Source organism: Nonomuraea sp. JJY05 (genome assembly GCF_043496855.1).
In the GTDB taxonomy this organism is placed as follows: Bacteria; Actinomycetota; Actinomycetes; order Streptosporangiales; family Streptosporangiaceae; genus Nonomuraea.
Genome location: NZ_JBIEIS010000004.1, coordinates 68,429 through 83,552, shown reverse-complemented (window position 1 = coordinate 83,552; position 15,124 = coordinate 68,429). Strand labels below are relative to the sequence as shown.

Annotated in this window: 11 protein-coding genes; 6 read left to right on the top strand and 5 right to left on the bottom strand. The window is 71.4% G+C overall.

The window, feature by feature from the left end; all coding sequences use genetic code 11:
* Nucleotides 1-42: 42 nt before the first annotated feature.
* Nucleotides 43-300 (top strand): acyl carrier protein, encoded by a 258-nt coding sequence (locus ACFKCF_RS06470; protein WP_394491627.1) that lies wholly within the window; start codon nucleotides 43-45, stop codon nucleotides 298-300.
* 7 nt (nucleotides 301-307) lie between these two features.
* Nucleotides 308-1,528 (top strand): wax ester/triacylglycerol synthase domain-containing protein, encoded by a 1,221-nt coding sequence (locus ACFKCF_RS06465; RefSeq protein WP_394491625.1) that lies wholly within the window; start codon nucleotides 308-310, stop codon nucleotides 1,526-1,528.
* Nucleotides 1,529-1,538: 10 nt separating this feature from the next.
* On the opposite strand, the gene ACFKCF_RS06460 is transcribed toward ACFKCF_RS06465, so the two are convergent.
* Complete coding sequence (locus ACFKCF_RS06460) at nucleotides 1,539-3,605, bottom strand: alpha-galactosidase (protein ID WP_394491623.1); 2,067 nt, start codon at nucleotides 3,603-3,605, stop codon at nucleotides 1,539-1,541.
* 73 nt (nucleotides 3,606-3,678) lie between these two features.
* Here ACFKCF_RS06460 and ACFKCF_RS06455 point away from each other — a divergent pair, with 73 nt between their 5' ends.
* Nucleotides 3,679-4,887 carry an ROK family protein gene (locus tag ACFKCF_RS06455; RefSeq protein ID WP_394491621.1) on the top strand — a complete coding sequence of 403 codons (1,209 nt, stop codon included), beginning with the start codon at nucleotides 3,679-3,681 and terminating at the stop codon, nucleotides 4,885-4,887.
* 13 nt (nucleotides 4,888-4,900) lie between these two features.
* Complete coding sequence (locus ACFKCF_RS06450; protein ID WP_394491619.1) at nucleotides 4,901-6,649, top strand: glycoside hydrolase family 36 protein; 1,749 nt, start codon at nucleotides 4,901-4,903, stop codon at nucleotides 6,647-6,649.
* 170 nt (nucleotides 6,650-6,819) lie between these two features.
* Here ACFKCF_RS06450 and ACFKCF_RS06445 read toward each other — a convergent pair whose 3' ends face one another.
* Genes ACFKCF_RS06445 through ACFKCF_RS06430 form a run of 4 tightly spaced genes read right to left on the bottom strand, consistent with a single transcriptional unit; the run spans nucleotide 6,820 to nucleotide 12,530 of the window.
* Nucleotides 6,820-8,406, bottom strand: coding sequence for a hypothetical protein (locus ACFKCF_RS06445; protein WP_394491617.1), 1,587 nt, complete (start codon nucleotides 8,404-8,406; stop codon nucleotides 6,820-6,822).
* A gap of 7 nt (nucleotides 8,407-8,413) precedes the next feature.
* Nucleotides 8,414-9,631: a hypothetical protein gene (locus tag ACFKCF_RS06440; protein ID WP_394491615.1), complete on the bottom strand. Its 1,218-nt coding sequence runs from the start codon at nucleotides 9,629-9,631 to the stop codon at nucleotides 8,414-8,416.
* Nucleotides 9,628-10,788 (bottom strand): CBM35 domain-containing protein, encoded by a 1,161-nt coding sequence (locus ACFKCF_RS06435; RefSeq protein WP_394491613.1) that lies wholly within the window; start codon nucleotides 10,786-10,788, stop codon nucleotides 9,628-9,630. The genes ACFKCF_RS06440 and ACFKCF_RS06435 overlap by 4 nt, the downstream gene beginning before the upstream one ends.
* The gene (locus ACFKCF_RS06430) at nucleotides 10,785-12,530 is read right to left on the bottom strand and encodes a glycoside hydrolase family 97 catalytic domain-containing protein (protein WP_394491611.1); all 1,746 of its coding nucleotides are present in this window, start codon (nucleotides 12,528-12,530) and stop codon (nucleotides 10,785-10,787) included. Before ACFKCF_RS06430 ends, ACFKCF_RS06435 begins: the two co-directional genes overlap by 4 nt.
* Before the next feature lie 263 nt (nucleotides 12,531-12,793).
* Here ACFKCF_RS06430 and ACFKCF_RS06425 point away from each other — a divergent pair, with 263 nt between their 5' ends.
* Nucleotides 12,794-14,221, top strand: a complete 1,428-nt coding sequence (locus ACFKCF_RS06425) for an ABC transporter substrate-binding protein (protein WP_394491609.1) — start codon at nucleotides 12,794-12,796, stop codon at nucleotides 14,219-14,221.
* Nucleotides 14,218-15,117, top strand: a complete 900-nt coding sequence (locus ACFKCF_RS06420) for a carbohydrate ABC transporter permease (protein ID WP_394491607.1) — start codon at nucleotides 14,218-14,220, stop codon at nucleotides 15,115-15,117. The genes ACFKCF_RS06425 and ACFKCF_RS06420 overlap by 4 nt, the downstream gene beginning before the upstream one ends.
* Nucleotides 15,118-15,124: the final 7 nt, after the last annotated feature.

Here is a 15,124-nt window from a genome sequence, read left to right as displayed (position 1 = left end):
GCTGGGACCCCCGACGGACCCCCGACGGAAAGGCGAGAACTCTTGTCCGAGGAAGACATCCTGCGGCTCGTACGCCAGTACTGCGCCGAGATCTACGTCGTCGACCCGGCGGCCGTCACCCCGCAGACCACGTTCGTGGACGATCTCGAGTCCGACAGCATGAGCGTGCTCGAACTGCGGGCGGCGCTGGGCGGCCACGGGCTGGACATCGACCCGTCCGACTTCACGATGGAGATGACGGTCGGCGACGTCGCCCGGCTGGCGCACCGTTCGTACCTCGCGCGGCAGACGGCCGGTTAGCCCGGCCATGCGAGCTGCTGGGGCCGTACCGCTGACCGGGCCGGACCGGCTCTTTCTCGGTGAGCTCGGCTCGGCCCGCGACTACCGGCTGCACATCGCCCTCGCGGCGAGGAGGCCCGGCCCGGCGCCCGACTCCGGCGAGCTGCGGCGCCTGGTCGCCGAGTCGGCCGCGCGGGCGCCCGTCCTGACCTACCGGCTGGCCCGCGGGGGATGGGAGCCGGATCCCGCCTTCGACCCGGCCTGCCACGTCGTGGAGTACCGGGTGGCGCCGGGCCGTGACGTGGGCGCGGCCGTGGTGGACGCCGTCAGGGACAACCGGCTGCTGCCCGAGCACCCGCTGTGGAGCCTGATGGTCGTCCACGGGTACGCCTCGGACGAGCACCTGCTCTGCTACCGCGTGCACCACGCCTTCCAGGACGGCGTGGCGGCGGCCCGGGTCGCGACGCGGGCCGTGCTGCTGGAGAAGACCGTCCCGGCGCCCGATCGGAACGTGGCGGTGCGGGCGCCGGTCATGGCACGGATGCGGCTGCTCGCCACGGCGGCCCGGCTGGCGGCCCCGTCGGCGCGGCTCAGACCGCCCCCGGGCCGGACCGGCGGGGCGGAGGCGGCCGCGCGCACGCTCTTCCTGCGTCTCGACCTCGCCGCTTTCCGCCAGATCGCCGCCGCGACCGGCGCGAGCGTCCCGCAGGTCGGTCTGGCCGTGCTGGCAGGCGCTCTGAGGGCCTGGAACCCGGCTCACTGGCGGAAGGCGGGCCGCCGGGGCACAACCGTCTCCTTCCCGCTCAACCTGAACGGCCGGCTGCGCGACGGCGGCCTGGGCAACGGGGCGACCACCATGCCGGTCGTCCTGCCCTGCGCCGAGGCCGCGCCGCCCGAGCGGCTGCGCCGGGTCATGGAGCAGACGAGCTTCGAGCGGATGGCCGCCTACCGGCGCGACCGCTACCCCGTCGACGCCCCGACGGTGGTGTTCCGGCTGCTCAGGTGGCTCGTGCCGAAGGCGTTCCCGGGCCGGATGACGGTGAGCGTCATCGGGGTGAGCCTGCCGCTGGACGGCTGCTTCGCCGTACCGCCCACGTACGACACCCGTGGCGGGGCCGTGTCGATGGTCTACAGCGACACGACCGTCGTCGTCTCGTGCGTCCTGTCAGGCTCGCTCCCGCACGGCGACCGGCTGCCGCGCCTGATGGAGGAGTCCCTCGAGGAGCTGCGGCGGGAGGTCACCCGGTGATCCGGCGGGGTCAGCAGGCGCGCAGGCGGAGAAGGGTGCTGGTGTAGCCGCCCCTCGGGGTCAGCGGCGGCAGGCCGCGGGACATCAGCACCGCGCCGTGGTGCACCGCGCCGGTGTCCTCGTCGCGGTAGCGGCCGTCCGGGTCGAGCCCGGCCAGGCGGAGCGGGGCGATCGGCGTGCCGAACGCGACCGGCCCGTGCCAGGCGAGCACCACCACCCGGTCCTCGTGCGCGTACTGCACCCCGTACGGAAGCCGCCACAACCGCCCGAACTGCACGACGGGCCGGATGTCCTTGTAGACCGCCACCAGCTCGGCCGCCTCGGACAGCTCGGCCTCGCTCCAGCGGGCGAGGTCACCGCCGAGCCCGAGCGCCCCGGCCATCGCCACGTGGAAGCGGAAGCGGAGCGGGACGGCCCGCCCGGTGAGCGGGTTCGGGCTGTCGGTGACCCAGGCGGCCATGGCCCGGGCCGGGTACACCTGGCTGAATCCGCGCTGGATCCCGATGCGGTCGTGGGCATCGGTGTTGTCGGAGGTCCACACCTGGTCGGTGCGGGCCAGGATGCCCAGGTCCGTACGGCCGCCGCCGCCCGCGCACGCCTCGATGCGCAGGTGCGGGTGGTCGGCGCGGAGCCGGTCCATGATCGAGTAGACGGCCCTGACGTGGTCGATCCAGAGCCGGTCCTGGTCCGGGTCGCCGGGCCGGCCCGCTTCGGTGAAGGCGCGGTTGAAGTCCCACTTCAGGAAGTCGACGGCGTGCTCGGAGACCAGCTTGTGCAGCCATTTGTGCGCCCAGTCGGCGACGTCGGGCCGGGCGAGGTTCAGCACGAGCTGGTTGCGCAGCAGCGTGCGGGAGCGGCCCGGCATGTGCAGGACCCAGTCGGGGTTGGCGCGGTAGAGGTCGCTGTCGGGGTTGACCATCTCGGGTTCGACCCAGAGGCCGAAGCGCATGCCGAGCCGGTGCACCTCGTCGATGAGCGGGCTGAGCCCGTCGGGGAAGCGCTCCTCGTTGACCCACCAGTCGCCGAGCCCGGCGCCGTCGCTGGTGCGACCACCGAACCAGGCGTCGTCCATCACGAACAGCTCCGCGCCCGCCCGGGCGGCCAGCCGCGCGAGGTCGCGCTGGTTGGCCTCGTTCACGTCGAACCCGACGGCCTCCCAGGCGTTGTAGACGACCGGGCGCAGCTCGTCCGGCCGGGGCAGCACGTGCCTGGCGACGTGGTCGTGCCAGCGCCGGCTGGCCTCGCCGTACCCGTCGGGCGCGTACACGCCGGCGAACACCGGTGTCACCCACTCCTCGCCCGGCTCCAGCCGCCAGGTGAGGCCCTCGTGGCCGAACCCGCCGGTCCAGCTCGCCCGCCCGGAGGGGGTGCGGGTGAGCGTGACGCGCCAGCTCCCGCTCCAGGCCAGGGCGCAGCTCCACACCTCGCCGTGCCGCTCGCCCGCGTCGCCGCCGTCGATCATCAGCCAGGGGTTCGCGTGGTGGCTGCTCAGCCCGCGCCTGCTGGTCAGCGTCGTCTCCCCCACCGCCAGTTCGGTACGGCTCAGCGCGTGCTCCGAGCTCCAGCCGCCCGTGACGTGGCTGAGCCGATAGCCGTCCAGCGCCGGAACGCTCCAGGCCGCCGAGTCGCACCGCAGCACGGTCACCGGCACCCCAGGGCGCAGCACGGTCCAGCGCTCGATCACGTCGCTGTCCTCGCGCACCCGGTAGTGCAGCTCGACCAGGAGCGGATGGCGGCGGTCGGAGAAGCGCAGCGTCAGGTGGCCCCCGTCGACGTCGTGGCCCTCGTGCCGCCACTCGATCCCCCGATCACCGTCCGGGAGGACGAGCTGCAGCGACGGCGTCTCGAACCGCGCCCCCACCTCGGAGACCAGCTCCTCCCCGCCCGCCGTGCTGTCGAAGCTGCTGGCCCCGTACGCGGTGGGGCCGGGGAGGCCGGCGGCCTGCTCGGCGGTCAGCGCGGGGCCCCAGTGCAGGCAGCGGGGGGCGTCGTCGGCCGCGAGGGCGACGACGTAACTCGTGCCCGGGGTACGAAGCAGCCACCTGCGGCCGGGGGCGTCGAAGGTCACCGATCTCATGCCCCGGAGCGTAGGCACGCCCCAGCTCCGAATTCAATTCTTGACGAAGTTAATTACTGTTACTATGGCGCTCATGCACCCACGGCTCACCTCGACTCCCGCGGCGGCCACCGTGTTCACCATGGTGCTGACGCAGGGGCCGGTCTCCCGGGTGGAGATCGCCAGGCGGAGCGGGCTGTCGTCGGCCGCCGTCACCAAGGCCGCCCGGCCGTTCATCGAGGCGGGCTACCTGGAGGAGCTGGAGGCCACCGAGCGTACGGCACCGGGCGCGGGCCGCCCGGCCAGCCCGCTTTCCATCAGGCCGGAGCGGGAGTTCTTCTGCGGGGTGAAGATCACGCACGAGGAGCTCATCGGCGTGGTCACCGATCTGCGCGCGCAGCCGCTGGTCTCGGCGCACCGCCCGCTGGCCACGACGTCGGTCGAGGGCGTGGTCTCGGCGCTGGCCGAGCTGGTCGCCGAGCTGCTGGCCGCCGACCCGGCCTACGGCGAGCGCTGCCACGCGCTGGGCCTGGCCGTGTCGGGCGACGTCGACAAGGTCCAGGGGGTGGTGCGCTACTCCCCTTTCCTGCGGTGGCACCAGGTGCCGCTGGCGCGGCTGGCCGCCGAGGCCACGGGCCTGGTCGTCACGATCGACAATGACGTCAAGTCGCTCACCGTGGCCGAGCAGTGGTTCGGCGACGGGGTGGGCACCTCGTCGTTCGCCCTGGTCACCGTGGGGGTGGGGATAGGGTGCGGGCTGGTGGTCAACGACCGGGTGGTGGCCGGCGCGCACGGGTTGGCCGGGGAGATCGGCCACATCCCCGTCGGGGGTGACGAGCCCGGGTGCCACTGCGGCGGGCGCGGCTGCGTCGAGGCCATCGCCGGCACGGCGCCCCTGCTGGCGGCGGCGCGCGCGGCGTCCGGCGACGCGTCGCTGACCGTGGACGCGGCCATCGAGGCCGCCCACGCGGGAGATCCGGCGGTGCGCGAGGTGTTCACCCGCGCGGGGCACGCCATCGGGCTGGCCATGGCCGCGATGGCCAACCTGTTCGGGCCGGAGCTGATCATCGTGACCGGTGACGTGCCGGGGCTGGCCTCGTACGGACTGTTCGAGGAGCAGCTCAACCGGTCGTTCACGGCCCAGGCGTTCGGCGCGGCCGCCGACTGCCGCCTGCTGCTGCGCCCGCGATCGTTCGAGCAGTGGGCCCGCGGCGCCGCCGCGGTCGCCATCCAGCAGCACTTCGCCCTCGAGGGAGGGCAGCGGATCCCAGCGACCGAGACGCCTCACGAAGTGAGGCCATGAACAGGGAGATTGAGTGACCGCAGCGCCCGGTATTTGGCAGCCGCACGACCGCGCGTTCGAGCAGCCGGAGGAGGTGCGGGTCGAGGCGGCGGGCCTCGCGTTCGAGTGCTCGGCGGCGGCCGTGCTCACCTGGACGGCCGCCGAGCCGTCCCCGGGTGTCCTGGAGCTGCGCGTCGTCCCCGACCGGACCGCGGACGTGCGGGTGGCCTGGCGGGTGCCGTGCGTGGACGCGACCGCGTTCTGGGCCGCCGACGGCGGCGAGCACCGGGGGCTGCCGCCGTTCTGGCGCCGTCCCCGCACGGCGGCGCTGGAGAAGAACGCGCCCGTCGGCTGCCTGGTGGGCGCCGGTGACGTGGCGCTGTGCACCTACGCCGCGGGCGAGGTGGTCAAGCCCGTGCGCACGCGCACGGGGGTGGTGGAGGAGACCGGCGAGTTCGGGTTCTGGGTGGAGCACGAGGCCGGGCCGGAGGCGGGGCTCGTGCTGCGGCTCGACCTCACCCGGCGGCACTTCGCGACCACGCTGGCCGAGGTGGCCGGCTGGTGGCGCGCGCTGCACGGCCCCGTCGCCGATGTGCCGCAGGTGGCGCGGATGCCCGCGTACTCGACCTGGTACGCCATGCAGCAGCACGTCAGCGCCGAGAGCGTGGAGCGGCAGGCGGGGCCGGCGGCCGAGCTGGGCTGCGAGGCGATCATCGTGGACGACGGCTGGCACAGCGACGACCGGGGGCGCGGGTACGGCTATGTCGGCGAATGGGAGCCGTCCCCCACCACATTCCCCGATATTTCGGGACATGTGGCCAAGGTGCGGGGTGAGGGGCTGGCCTACCTGCTCTGGTACGCCCTGCCGTTCGTCGGCCGCCACACGGCGCTCTGGGAGCGCGTGCGAGGGTACACGCTGGCGTACAAGGAGCACATGAACGCCGCCGTCGTCGACCCCCGCTACCCGCACGTCCGCGACCTGATCGCCGGCCATCTCACCCGGGCGGTCACGGAGTGGGGCATGGACGGCCTCAAGATCGACTTCATCGACCAGTTCGCCGTGGAGGACCCGCCCGAGCCCGGACCCGAGGCCGACTGCCGGACGGTGAACGAGGGCGTGCGCCGGCTCCTGGCGCAGCTGCCGCGCGACTGCCTCGTGGAGCTGCGGCAGCCGTACGTGAGCCCGGGCCTGTGGCCGTACGCCACGATGGTGCGCGCCTCCGACTGCCCGCTCAGCCCGGCGCACAACCGGCAGCGCACGGTGGACCTGCGGCTGATCGCGGGACCCATGGCCGTGCACGCGGACATGCTGATGTGGCACCCGGGTGAGCGGCCCGAGCACGTCGCCACGCAACTCGTCAACGTGCTCTTCTCGGTGCCGCAGATCTCGGTGGACCTGACCGCGCAGACGCCCGAGCAGGGCGAGGTGCTGCGGTTCTGGCTGGGCTTCTTCCGGGAGCACGCCGAGGTGCTGCAGCGCGGCTCCTTCGAGCCCGCCCGGCCCGACCTGGCCTACCCGCAGGTCACGGCCCGCTCGGGCGACACGGTGATCACGGCCCGGTACGCGCCGATGCCGGTGGCCGCGCCCGCCACCGGCACGCTCTGGCTGGCCAACGGCGACGCCTCCACCGACGTGCTGCTGCGGGTGCCCGACTCGGGTACGGCCCACGCCACGATCCTCGACTGCCGCGGCCGCACCGTCACCGAGGGCAACCTGCCCCTGCGCCCCGGCATCGCCCAGGTCGACGTCCCCGAGGGCGGCCTGCTCCGCCTGACCCGCTAGCGCCGCCCGCCGCCCTCTTGCGGGCCGATGGCCCGAGGCGCCCGCCCCTTGGGCCATCGATGCGGCGTGGCACGCGCGCGGGCCGGGCGGACGCGCGGGCCGGGTGGGTGGGGGTTGCAGGCGCAGCCGCTCAAGCGCCCGGACAGTCGGCGGCTGCGCCTGGTCTGTGTTCAGCGGCGCAGGCGGTCCAGCAGCTGGGCCTGGTGGAGCGAGGGCGGCAGGAGGCCGGGCTGGTCGGCGCCCTCGATGTACCCGGCCGGCTGCGCGAACGGCCCGTCGCCGGTGATCGTGCCGCGGCAGCCGATCGCGTAGTTCTGAGCGGTCGGCGGCTTCTGCACGATGAGCCTGCTGGTCGACACGTCGCAGTTCCACGCCACCGAGTGCGCCGCCGACCAGCCGTGCGAGGTGCCGTACCGGCCGCGGTTGTACAGCCCGAGGGTGTAGTCGTAGTGCGGGTCGACGTCCTTGTGGCCGTCGAACAGCAGCCCCTGCGACCACCGGCGGTGGCCCTCGCTGGAGTTGAGCGCGTACTCCGAGGTGCCGCGCAGGAACACCACGCCCGACACCGTGCTGTGGCCGTTGGAGACGAACGCGTGCCTGGCCTTGTACGCGTAGCAGTCGCGGAAGAGCACCTGCTGCGAGTAGACGTAGGTGTTGAAGTTGTAGCGCCTGCTGCCCGTCACGATGCTGACCGGGTCGACGGCCCGGCAGTTCTCGACCGTGGCGCGGGTGGTCTCCTGGGTGGCGACCCCGGCCTGGGTGAAGTGGAGCATCGTGCAGTCCCTCACCCAGGAGTCCTCGGTGCGCAGCAGGACGATCGCGTTGTAGGCGTGGTCTTCGTCCTGCTCCGGGTCGCCGTGGTACTCGATGTCGACGCGCAGCCGCTCCACGCCCACCTGGGTGACCAGCCCGGCCCGGTCCCATCTGTAGAGGAAGGAGGGGGACAGGGCCCGGTTGAGGTGGTTGAAGACCGGGACATCGATTTTCACGACATTTCCGGAAACTTCGCGTACGTACCGGTTGTAGATGATGGGGTGCTCGCCCACCTTCCACGGCGGCCCCACGTCGTGGCCGCCGTAGTCGATGGCCTTCAGCCACTCCTCGGTGCAGGGATGGGTGATCACGATGTTGTCGCCGGGCCGCAGCGAGCGCGGGTCGGCCACCGCGAACTCGCGCGCGCCCACCTGCACGAAGTCGGTGGTGATGTCGGTGCGGGTGCCGGGGACCTCGCCCGCCCAGCCGCCGCCCGCCGCGCCGCCGGCCACGATCACGTCGCGGTCCTTCGGGTTGTTGCCGGTGGCCTTGATGATCGTGTTGCCCGCCGGGTCCTCGCCGTCGCCGGAGCCGCGCAGGACCGTGCCGCTGGCCCGTACGTACAGGGTGCCCGCCACCGGGTAGAGGCCGGGCAGCAGGAGCAGGGCGCCGCGCCGCGCGCGGGGCAGCGATGCCACCTCATCGAGGGCCGCCTGGACGTGGGCGGTGTTGTCGCCCTCGATCGGCCGGATCGTCTTGACCACCGGCACGTGCGGGATCGGCCGCTCGCCGTTGCGGTAGCCGGCGTGGCTGAAGTCGGGGATGCGGTTGCCCTCCGCGTCCTGCTCGTACGCCAGCCGCCCCCGCCGGTCGTAGCGCACCAGGCGGGACTGCCAGATCGTCGAGGCGCCTGCGGGCCCTGCACCCATCGCCGCACCCGCGGCGGACAGCGCCAGCGCGCCACCCGCCGCGAGCACGGCCCGCCTGCTGAGGTCATGTGTCATGGTCCACCTATCTGATGACGATCTTGTCGAGCTCGGGGCCGCGGGCGGTGAGACCGAAGAACCGGATCGTGTTGACCCCGGCCACCAGGTCCACCGGCACCGTCGCGGTGGTCACCGTGTCCTTGGCGCCGGTCATCGGCACCTGGATCGCGTCGCCGCCGTTGACGCTGACCGAGAACGACTGGGAGCCGTCCACCAGCGCGTGCACGGTCAGCTGCCGCGTCCCGGTGGTCTCCGACAGCACGCCCCTGACCACGGCGTAGTCGTAGACGTTGCCGCCGATGAGGATGACCTTGCGCCCGCCGGAGCAGACGGCGCAGTAGGCGGGCTCGGCGGCGCCCTCGAAGACGTTGCCGGCCCGCTCGGCCTCGTACGTCCCCGGACCGCGATCCGGCGGCGGCAGCTTCACCGGCGGCGTCGCGGGCCCGAGCTGCTCCGCCTTCAGGTCCTTGACCAGCAGGTACGTCTCCTGCAGGCCGGCGCTCTTGATGCTGCGGTAGATGCCCCACTTGGGCCGGTTGTACTGCTCCTGCGTCCACCAGAGGTCGATGCCGTCGACCTTCTGGTCCACGATCGTCCGCGAGCCGTTCTTCGGGCCGTCACGCAGCACCCACCGCAGGTATCCGGCGTCGCCGGACCTGAACTCGATGGTCGTCGTGACCCACTTGTTCTGGATCGGCTCCAGGTCGGCCGTGGCGAAGTCGTGCGACTTGTTGTCCTCGAGCGTCCAGTAGCGGGCCGCGATCTTCTGCACGCCGTTCACGACCGGCAGCGAGATCTGCGCGATCGGCGTGCCGACGTCGGAGTTCTTCAGCTGCCAGATGTGGGTGAAGTTCGTGGTCGCGTCGAGGGTGTCCGGGATGTACATCTGGTACGTGATCCGCCAGGTCTCGTCCTTGCGGATCTCCAGCGGGGTCCCGTCGACGGCCCGCATGCCGCGTACCTCGTTGCGCATGCGGTCGGAGCCGTCACGGTCCTCCAGGTGGGCGTCGAACCGCCACCCGCCCTTCTCGGCGCGCACGTGCGGCAGGCCCTCGGGGTGGGAGCCGCGCCGGTCGTCCTCCAGGGCCTCGAACGCGTTGACGCCGTCGCGCCACGGGCTGGGGTTCCACCGGGTCTCCCACCGGGGAGCCCCGCTGGGAGCTCCGGCGGCGACGGCGTCGGCCGGGGCCGTCTGCAGGAGCAGCGCCATCGCCGCCAGGGCTCCCACCAGGTGCCTTCTCACTGAATCGTCACCCTGTCGAGGTCGGGCGCGCTCGCGCCGTCGTTGAAGAAACGGACGCTGTTGGCGCCCGCGCCGAGCTGCACCGGGACCGTCTTGGAGACGGGCGTGTTCCAGTCCGTGCCGGTCAGCGAGACGGTCTGGGCGGCGCCGCCGTTCACGCTGACCTGGAAACCGCGGGTGCCGCTCACCAGGCCGTGCACCGTCAGCTGCCGGGCACCGGCGGCGGCGGACTGCACGTTGAGCGTGACCGCGTTGCCGGAGCCGCCGCCGATCCAGCCGACCTTGGTGCCGCCCGAGCAGCCGGAGCAGGACGCCGTGCGGGCGGTGCCGCTGAAGGAGCCCTGCTCGGCCTCGTACGCGGACGGGTCGGTGCTGCCGCCGCCGGTGAGCTGGTAGGCCTGCAGGTTGCGGACCAGGAGGTAGGTGTTCTGCAGGCCGGAGCTGTTGATGCTGCGGTAGATGCCCCACTTGGGCCGCAGGTACTCGTCGTCGCCCCGCCACAGGTCGGTGTTGTCCAGGCGCTTGTCGACGAGCGTGGTGGAGCCGTCCTTGAGCGTCCAGCGCAGGTAGCCGCTGTCGGAGGCCTTGAACTCGAACGTCGTGTCCACCCACTTGCCCTGGATCGGCTCCAGGTTAGTGCTGCCGACCTCGTGGGTCTGCTCGGCCTCGTCCCAGTAGCGGACGTTGATCTTGGGGGTGCCGCCCGAGATGGGCAGCGACATCGTGTAGAGGGGTGCGCCGGAGCCGGGCACCTTCATCTGCGCGATGTGGGTGAAGCTGCTGGTCGCGTCCAGCGAGGCCGGGATGTACAGCTGGTAGCCGATGCGCCAGGTCTCGTTCTCGAGGATCTTGAGGTACGAGCTGCCGCCGGTCCGCATGCCCTTGACCTCGTTGCGCTGGCGGTCGTCGCCGTCGCGGTCCTGGGTGTGCATGTCGAAGCGGTACGCGCCGCCGGAGACGTAGATGTGCGTGACGCCGGAGTGCGAGTCGGCGCGGTCGTCCTCGATGCCCTCGAACGCCTCGGCGACGGTGTCGTCCGCCGGGTCGGGGCTCCAGCGCAGCGTCCAGGCGGCCGCCGCGGCGGGAGCGGCGGCGGGCAGTGCGGTGGCGGCGGTGACCGCCAGGGCGGCTAAGACACCGCCGATGCGCTTGTTCACTGGTCTTCTCTCCTCAGGTGAAGCGTGAACCCGCCATTGGGGGGAACGGCGAGGTCGAGCTTGCCCCCGGCGGAGACGGTGACCGTCTCGGCGAGGATCCGGTCGCCTGGGGCGTCCCGGTAGATCTCGGCCGCCCACTCCCCCTGGTCGAGGAAGTCGAGCGGCACGGTGAGCGTGCGGGCCTCGCCCGACACGCCCGCGCCGACGTACCATTCGGCGCCGTTCCTCCTGGCCAGCAGGATGTGGTCGGCGGGGTCGCCGGACAGCAGCCGCGTCTCGTCCCACGCGGTGGGGACGGCCGACAGCAGCCGCAGGGCCTCCGGCCGGGCCTCGTAGGCCTCGATGCCGTCGGCGAAGTGCTGGACGCCGGACTCGAAGATCACCGAAAGCGCGAGCTCGAACCCGGCCGAGATCGCGCGCACGCCGGTGAACGTGCACGGCGTGAAGTCCATCGGGCCCTGCACGTTGCGGGTGAAGGCCAGCGACAGGTAGTGGGTGGGCTGGTAGAGCGGCTGCTTGCCGGGCTTCGGCTTGATCCACTCGGCGCCCTTGACGGCTTCGGCGGTCATGAACTGCGGCCACGTCCGCTCGGTGCCGCGCGGGATCGTGCCGCCGTGGAAGACCACCATGAGCTCCAGCCGGGCGGTGGCCGCCAGGATGGAGTCGAACCAGCGCATCCGGTCCTGGCCGTCGGACTCGGTGAAGTCGATCTTCACGCCGACCGCGCCCCACTCCTTCCAGAGTGCGAGCTTCTCGCGGTGCTCCAGCTCGGTGTCCACGTGCTGCCAGTGCGACCAGAGCCAGACGCCGACGCCCTTCTCCTCGGCGTAGGCGATCAGCTCGGGCATCCACTCCTTGTTCCAGCCCGCGTCGGCCAGCACGTACGGCCAGCCGTTCGCGGCGGCGAAGTCGACCCAGCGCCTCTGGGCGTCTAGGTCGCGCGTCGAGGGCCCGTCGGACCACCACGACCAGGCGGCGGCCCCGGGCTTGATCCAGGAGGTGTCCTCGACCCTGGACGGCTCCGCGAGGCTGGTGACCAGGTCGCTCTCCACGATCGTGGCCAGGTCGCCGACGATCATCGTGCGCCAGGGGGTGGTGAGCGGGCTGGCGGCGGTCACGTACGGGTCGGGCAGGTCGAGCCGGAAGGTGTTGCCGTCGAGGAGCAGGCGGGAGCCGGCGTAGCCGCTGTCCAGGTTCGACTCCGTGACGAACATCCAGGAGCCGCCGGTCTCGAAGAGCGAGGGGTAGCCGTACAGGATGGGCTCGGCGTCGGCGACGCTGCCGTGGCGGTGGATCTCCTCGTAGTCGCAGCGGCCGTTCTCGTACGGGAGCAGCACCGCGCGGGCCTCGGACGGCACGACGTACTCGGAGGCCTCCTCCACGACGGTGACCGGGCCGGTCCACGGCACCACGTACCGATAGGCCACGCCGTGCCCGCCGACGCGGATCTGCACGTCGAGCCGGTGCCCGTCCCTGGTGAACGACAGCGTCCACTCGCCGGCCTCGTAGGCGTGCTCGCGCCGCTTGCCGGTGACCGTCCGGTAGGTCTCCTCGACCCGTCGCTCGGACATCCCGGACAGCGCGAGCCCCTTGCTCAGGTCGGCGTGGGCGGTCCTGACGCCCAGCCTGGACGGCTCCAGCACCGTCCGCCCGCGGTGGCGCACCTCCAGCGTGAGCACGCCCTCGGCGGAGAGGCTCAGCCCCGCTTCCAGGTCCTCGTCACTGAACGTCCAGCTTGGCACGTGCCCTCCAGGTAAGGAAGAGATAGGAGGAGTCGATCGCGGCTTACCGGCCGTCCCCACGCCAGGCACGGCCGCCGGTCAAGGCGTCCGGATCTCCTCACAGTGCGCTAGAGCCTAGGTTGCAAGCGCTTTCAATTCAATTCTTGACGAAGTTAATTACCGGGTCTACGGTACGGCCATGCCTCACGGACAGCCGCCAGACCAGTCCATCGGCGCGCCGATACATCCGACCTATATCGAGCTCTTCCTTTGAGAGGCCCACCATGGAGATGAACCGTCGCCGGATGCTGGCCCTGGCGGTGGCGGCCGCGACCGCGCCCGTGCTGTCCGCCTGCGCGGACACCAGGCAGCAGAAGCAGGCCGCGGCTCCGGTCAAGTCCGGCGCGCAGCTGATCGACCCCAACCGGCCCGGCAGCGACGCCTGGCCGTTCGAGGCGGCCGAAAAGCTCGACAACTCGCTGACGTGGCCGAAGACGAGCGTGCCCGACCCGGCGTCCAAGGTGACGATCACGGTGGCGATGACCACGGACGCGGTCACCGAGGTGCGCAACGCCCAGTTCGACTTCTTCTTCAAGAAGCGCCATCCGAACATCGAGATCAAGCGCGAGTCGTCGCCCTTCGACCAGTTCCTGACGAAGTACATGACGCAGGCCGCCGGCGGCACCCTGCCCGACGTGCTCTACAACCACTACTCCTGGACGCAGAACCTCATCTCCAACCAGGTGCTGCATCCGGTGGACGAGTTCATCGCCAAGACGCCCGAGTTCGACATGGACGACATCCCGCAGAGCGGGCTCGGCTACTTCAAGCGCGACGGCAAGCTGTACGGCCTGCCCACCGACATGGCGCCCAAGCTGCTCTTCTACAACAAGGACCTGTTCGACAAGGCCGGGATCGACTACCCGGACGAGAGCTGGACGTTCGACAAGCTCTTCGAGACGGCCAAGAAGATGACCGGCGGGTCGGGCGCGGAGAAGGTCTACGGCTTCTCCCCCATGCCGGTACCGGGCCCCGACCTCGGCACCGTCTTCCTGATGCCGTTCGGCGGCCGGTTCCTGGACGCCGCCGAGTCGAAGGTGATGATCAACGAGCCCAAGGCGAGAGAGGCCATGGGGCGCTGGCTGGACCTGCTGGTCAAGGACAAGGCGGTGCCCAGCCTGGCCGAGCTGCAGCTGCTGGAGAAGGTCGACCCGTTCAAGACCGGGCACGCGGCCATGCTCATCAACGGCGCCTGGCTGATGCTGGAGCTGTCCAAGCAGACGGCGTTCAAGTGGGGCGCCACGCACGTCCCCAAGGGCCCGGCGGGCCGCTTCACCCCGGCCGTGGGCAGCGCGCTGGTGATGACGGCCTCCTCGCGGAACAAGGACGCCGCCTGGATCTACATGCACGAGTTCCTGTCGTCCTCCGGCTACAAGTTCCGCCAGATCACCGCGCCCGCCCGGCAGTCCGCCTGGGACGCCAACGCCAAGGCGATCGGCATCCCCGACGAGACGGCGAAGCTGGTCAAGGAGGTCCTGGCCGACTACGCCTCCGACGACGGCGTGCTGCGGCTGCCGGCCAACAAGAAGGTCGTCGACACGGCCAAGCCCATCTGGGAGCGCGCGATGCTCGGCAAGATCAGCGTGGACGACGCGCTGAAGGAGATCGCCGACAAGGTCACGCCCGTACTGGCCGAGAACAAGATCGCATGACCGCCGTCAGCGCCCGCAGCACGCTGGCGCGCCGCGAGGCGCGGCGCTTCCACCTGTTCGTCTCGCCGTGGGTGATCGGGTTCGTGCTCTTCAGCGCGGGCCCGATCCTCGGCGCCATCGTGCTGAGCTTCATGGACTGGAACCTGCTGAAGCCGCCGACGTGGGTGGGTCTCGCCAACTACGAGCGCATGTTCACCGACCCCGAGTTCTGGGAGTCGATCGAGAACACCGTGCAGTACGGCCTCGGCTCGGTGGCGCTCGGCGTGTCGTTCACGTTCCTGCTGGCGCTGCTGCTCAACCAGCCGCTGCGCTTCCAGGGACTGTTCCGCACCGTGATGTACCTGCCGTCGGTGGTGTCGGGCCTGGCCACGGCGCTGCTGTGGCTGAACATCCTGCACCCCGACTACGGGCTGATCAACAAGGTGCTGGCGTCGTTCGGCATCGAGGGGCCGGGCTGGCTGGCCTCGCAGGAGTGGGCCATCCCCGGGCTCGTGCTGATGAGCGTGTGGGGCGCGGGCAACACGATCGTCATCTACCTGGCCGGGCTGCAGGGCATCCCGAAGACGCTCTACGAGGCCGCCGAGATCGACGGGGCGGGGTGGTGGCGCCGGTTCTGGAGCGTGACCGTGCCGATGATGTCGCCGGTCATCTTCTTCAACGTGGTGACCGGGTTCATCGCGGCGCTGCAGAGCTACGTGCTCATCCTGGTCATGACCGAGGGCGGGCCCGGCAACGCCACGATGGTGCTGGGGCTCTACATCTACCGGCACGCGTTCGTCTACTTCGACATGGGGTACGCGGCCACGCTGTCGTGGGCGATGTTCGTGCTGGTCATCGCCGTGACCGCGATCCAGTTCGGCCTGGCCAGGCGCTGGGTGCACTACGAGTTCAAATGAGGTCGCC

Bases quoted from the DNA above. Each gene is read 5' to 3' on its own strand.
- ACFKCF_RS06445 (WP_394491617.1), bottom strand. From the start codon at position 8,406: ATGACACATGACCTCAGCAGGCGGGCCGTGCTCGCGGCGGGTGGCGCG.
- ACFKCF_RS06465 (WP_394491625.1), top strand. From the start codon at position 308: ATGCGAGCTGCTGGGGCCGTACCGCTGACCGGGCCGGACCGGCTCTTT.
- ACFKCF_RS06420 (WP_394491607.1), top strand. From the start codon at position 14,218: ATGACCGCCGTCAGCGCCCGCAGCACGCTGGCGCGCCGCGAGGCGCGG.
- ACFKCF_RS06460 (WP_394491623.1), bottom strand. From the start codon at position 3,605: ATGAGATCGGTGACCTTCGACGCCCCCGGCCGCAGGTGGCTGCTTCGT.
- ACFKCF_RS06425 (WP_394491609.1), top strand. From the start codon at position 12,794: ATGGAGATGAACCGTCGCCGGATGCTGGCCCTGGCGGTGGCGGCCGCG.
- ACFKCF_RS06455 (WP_394491621.1), top strand. From the start codon at position 3,679: ATGCACCCACGGCTCACCTCGACTCCCGCGGCGGCCACCGTGTTCACC.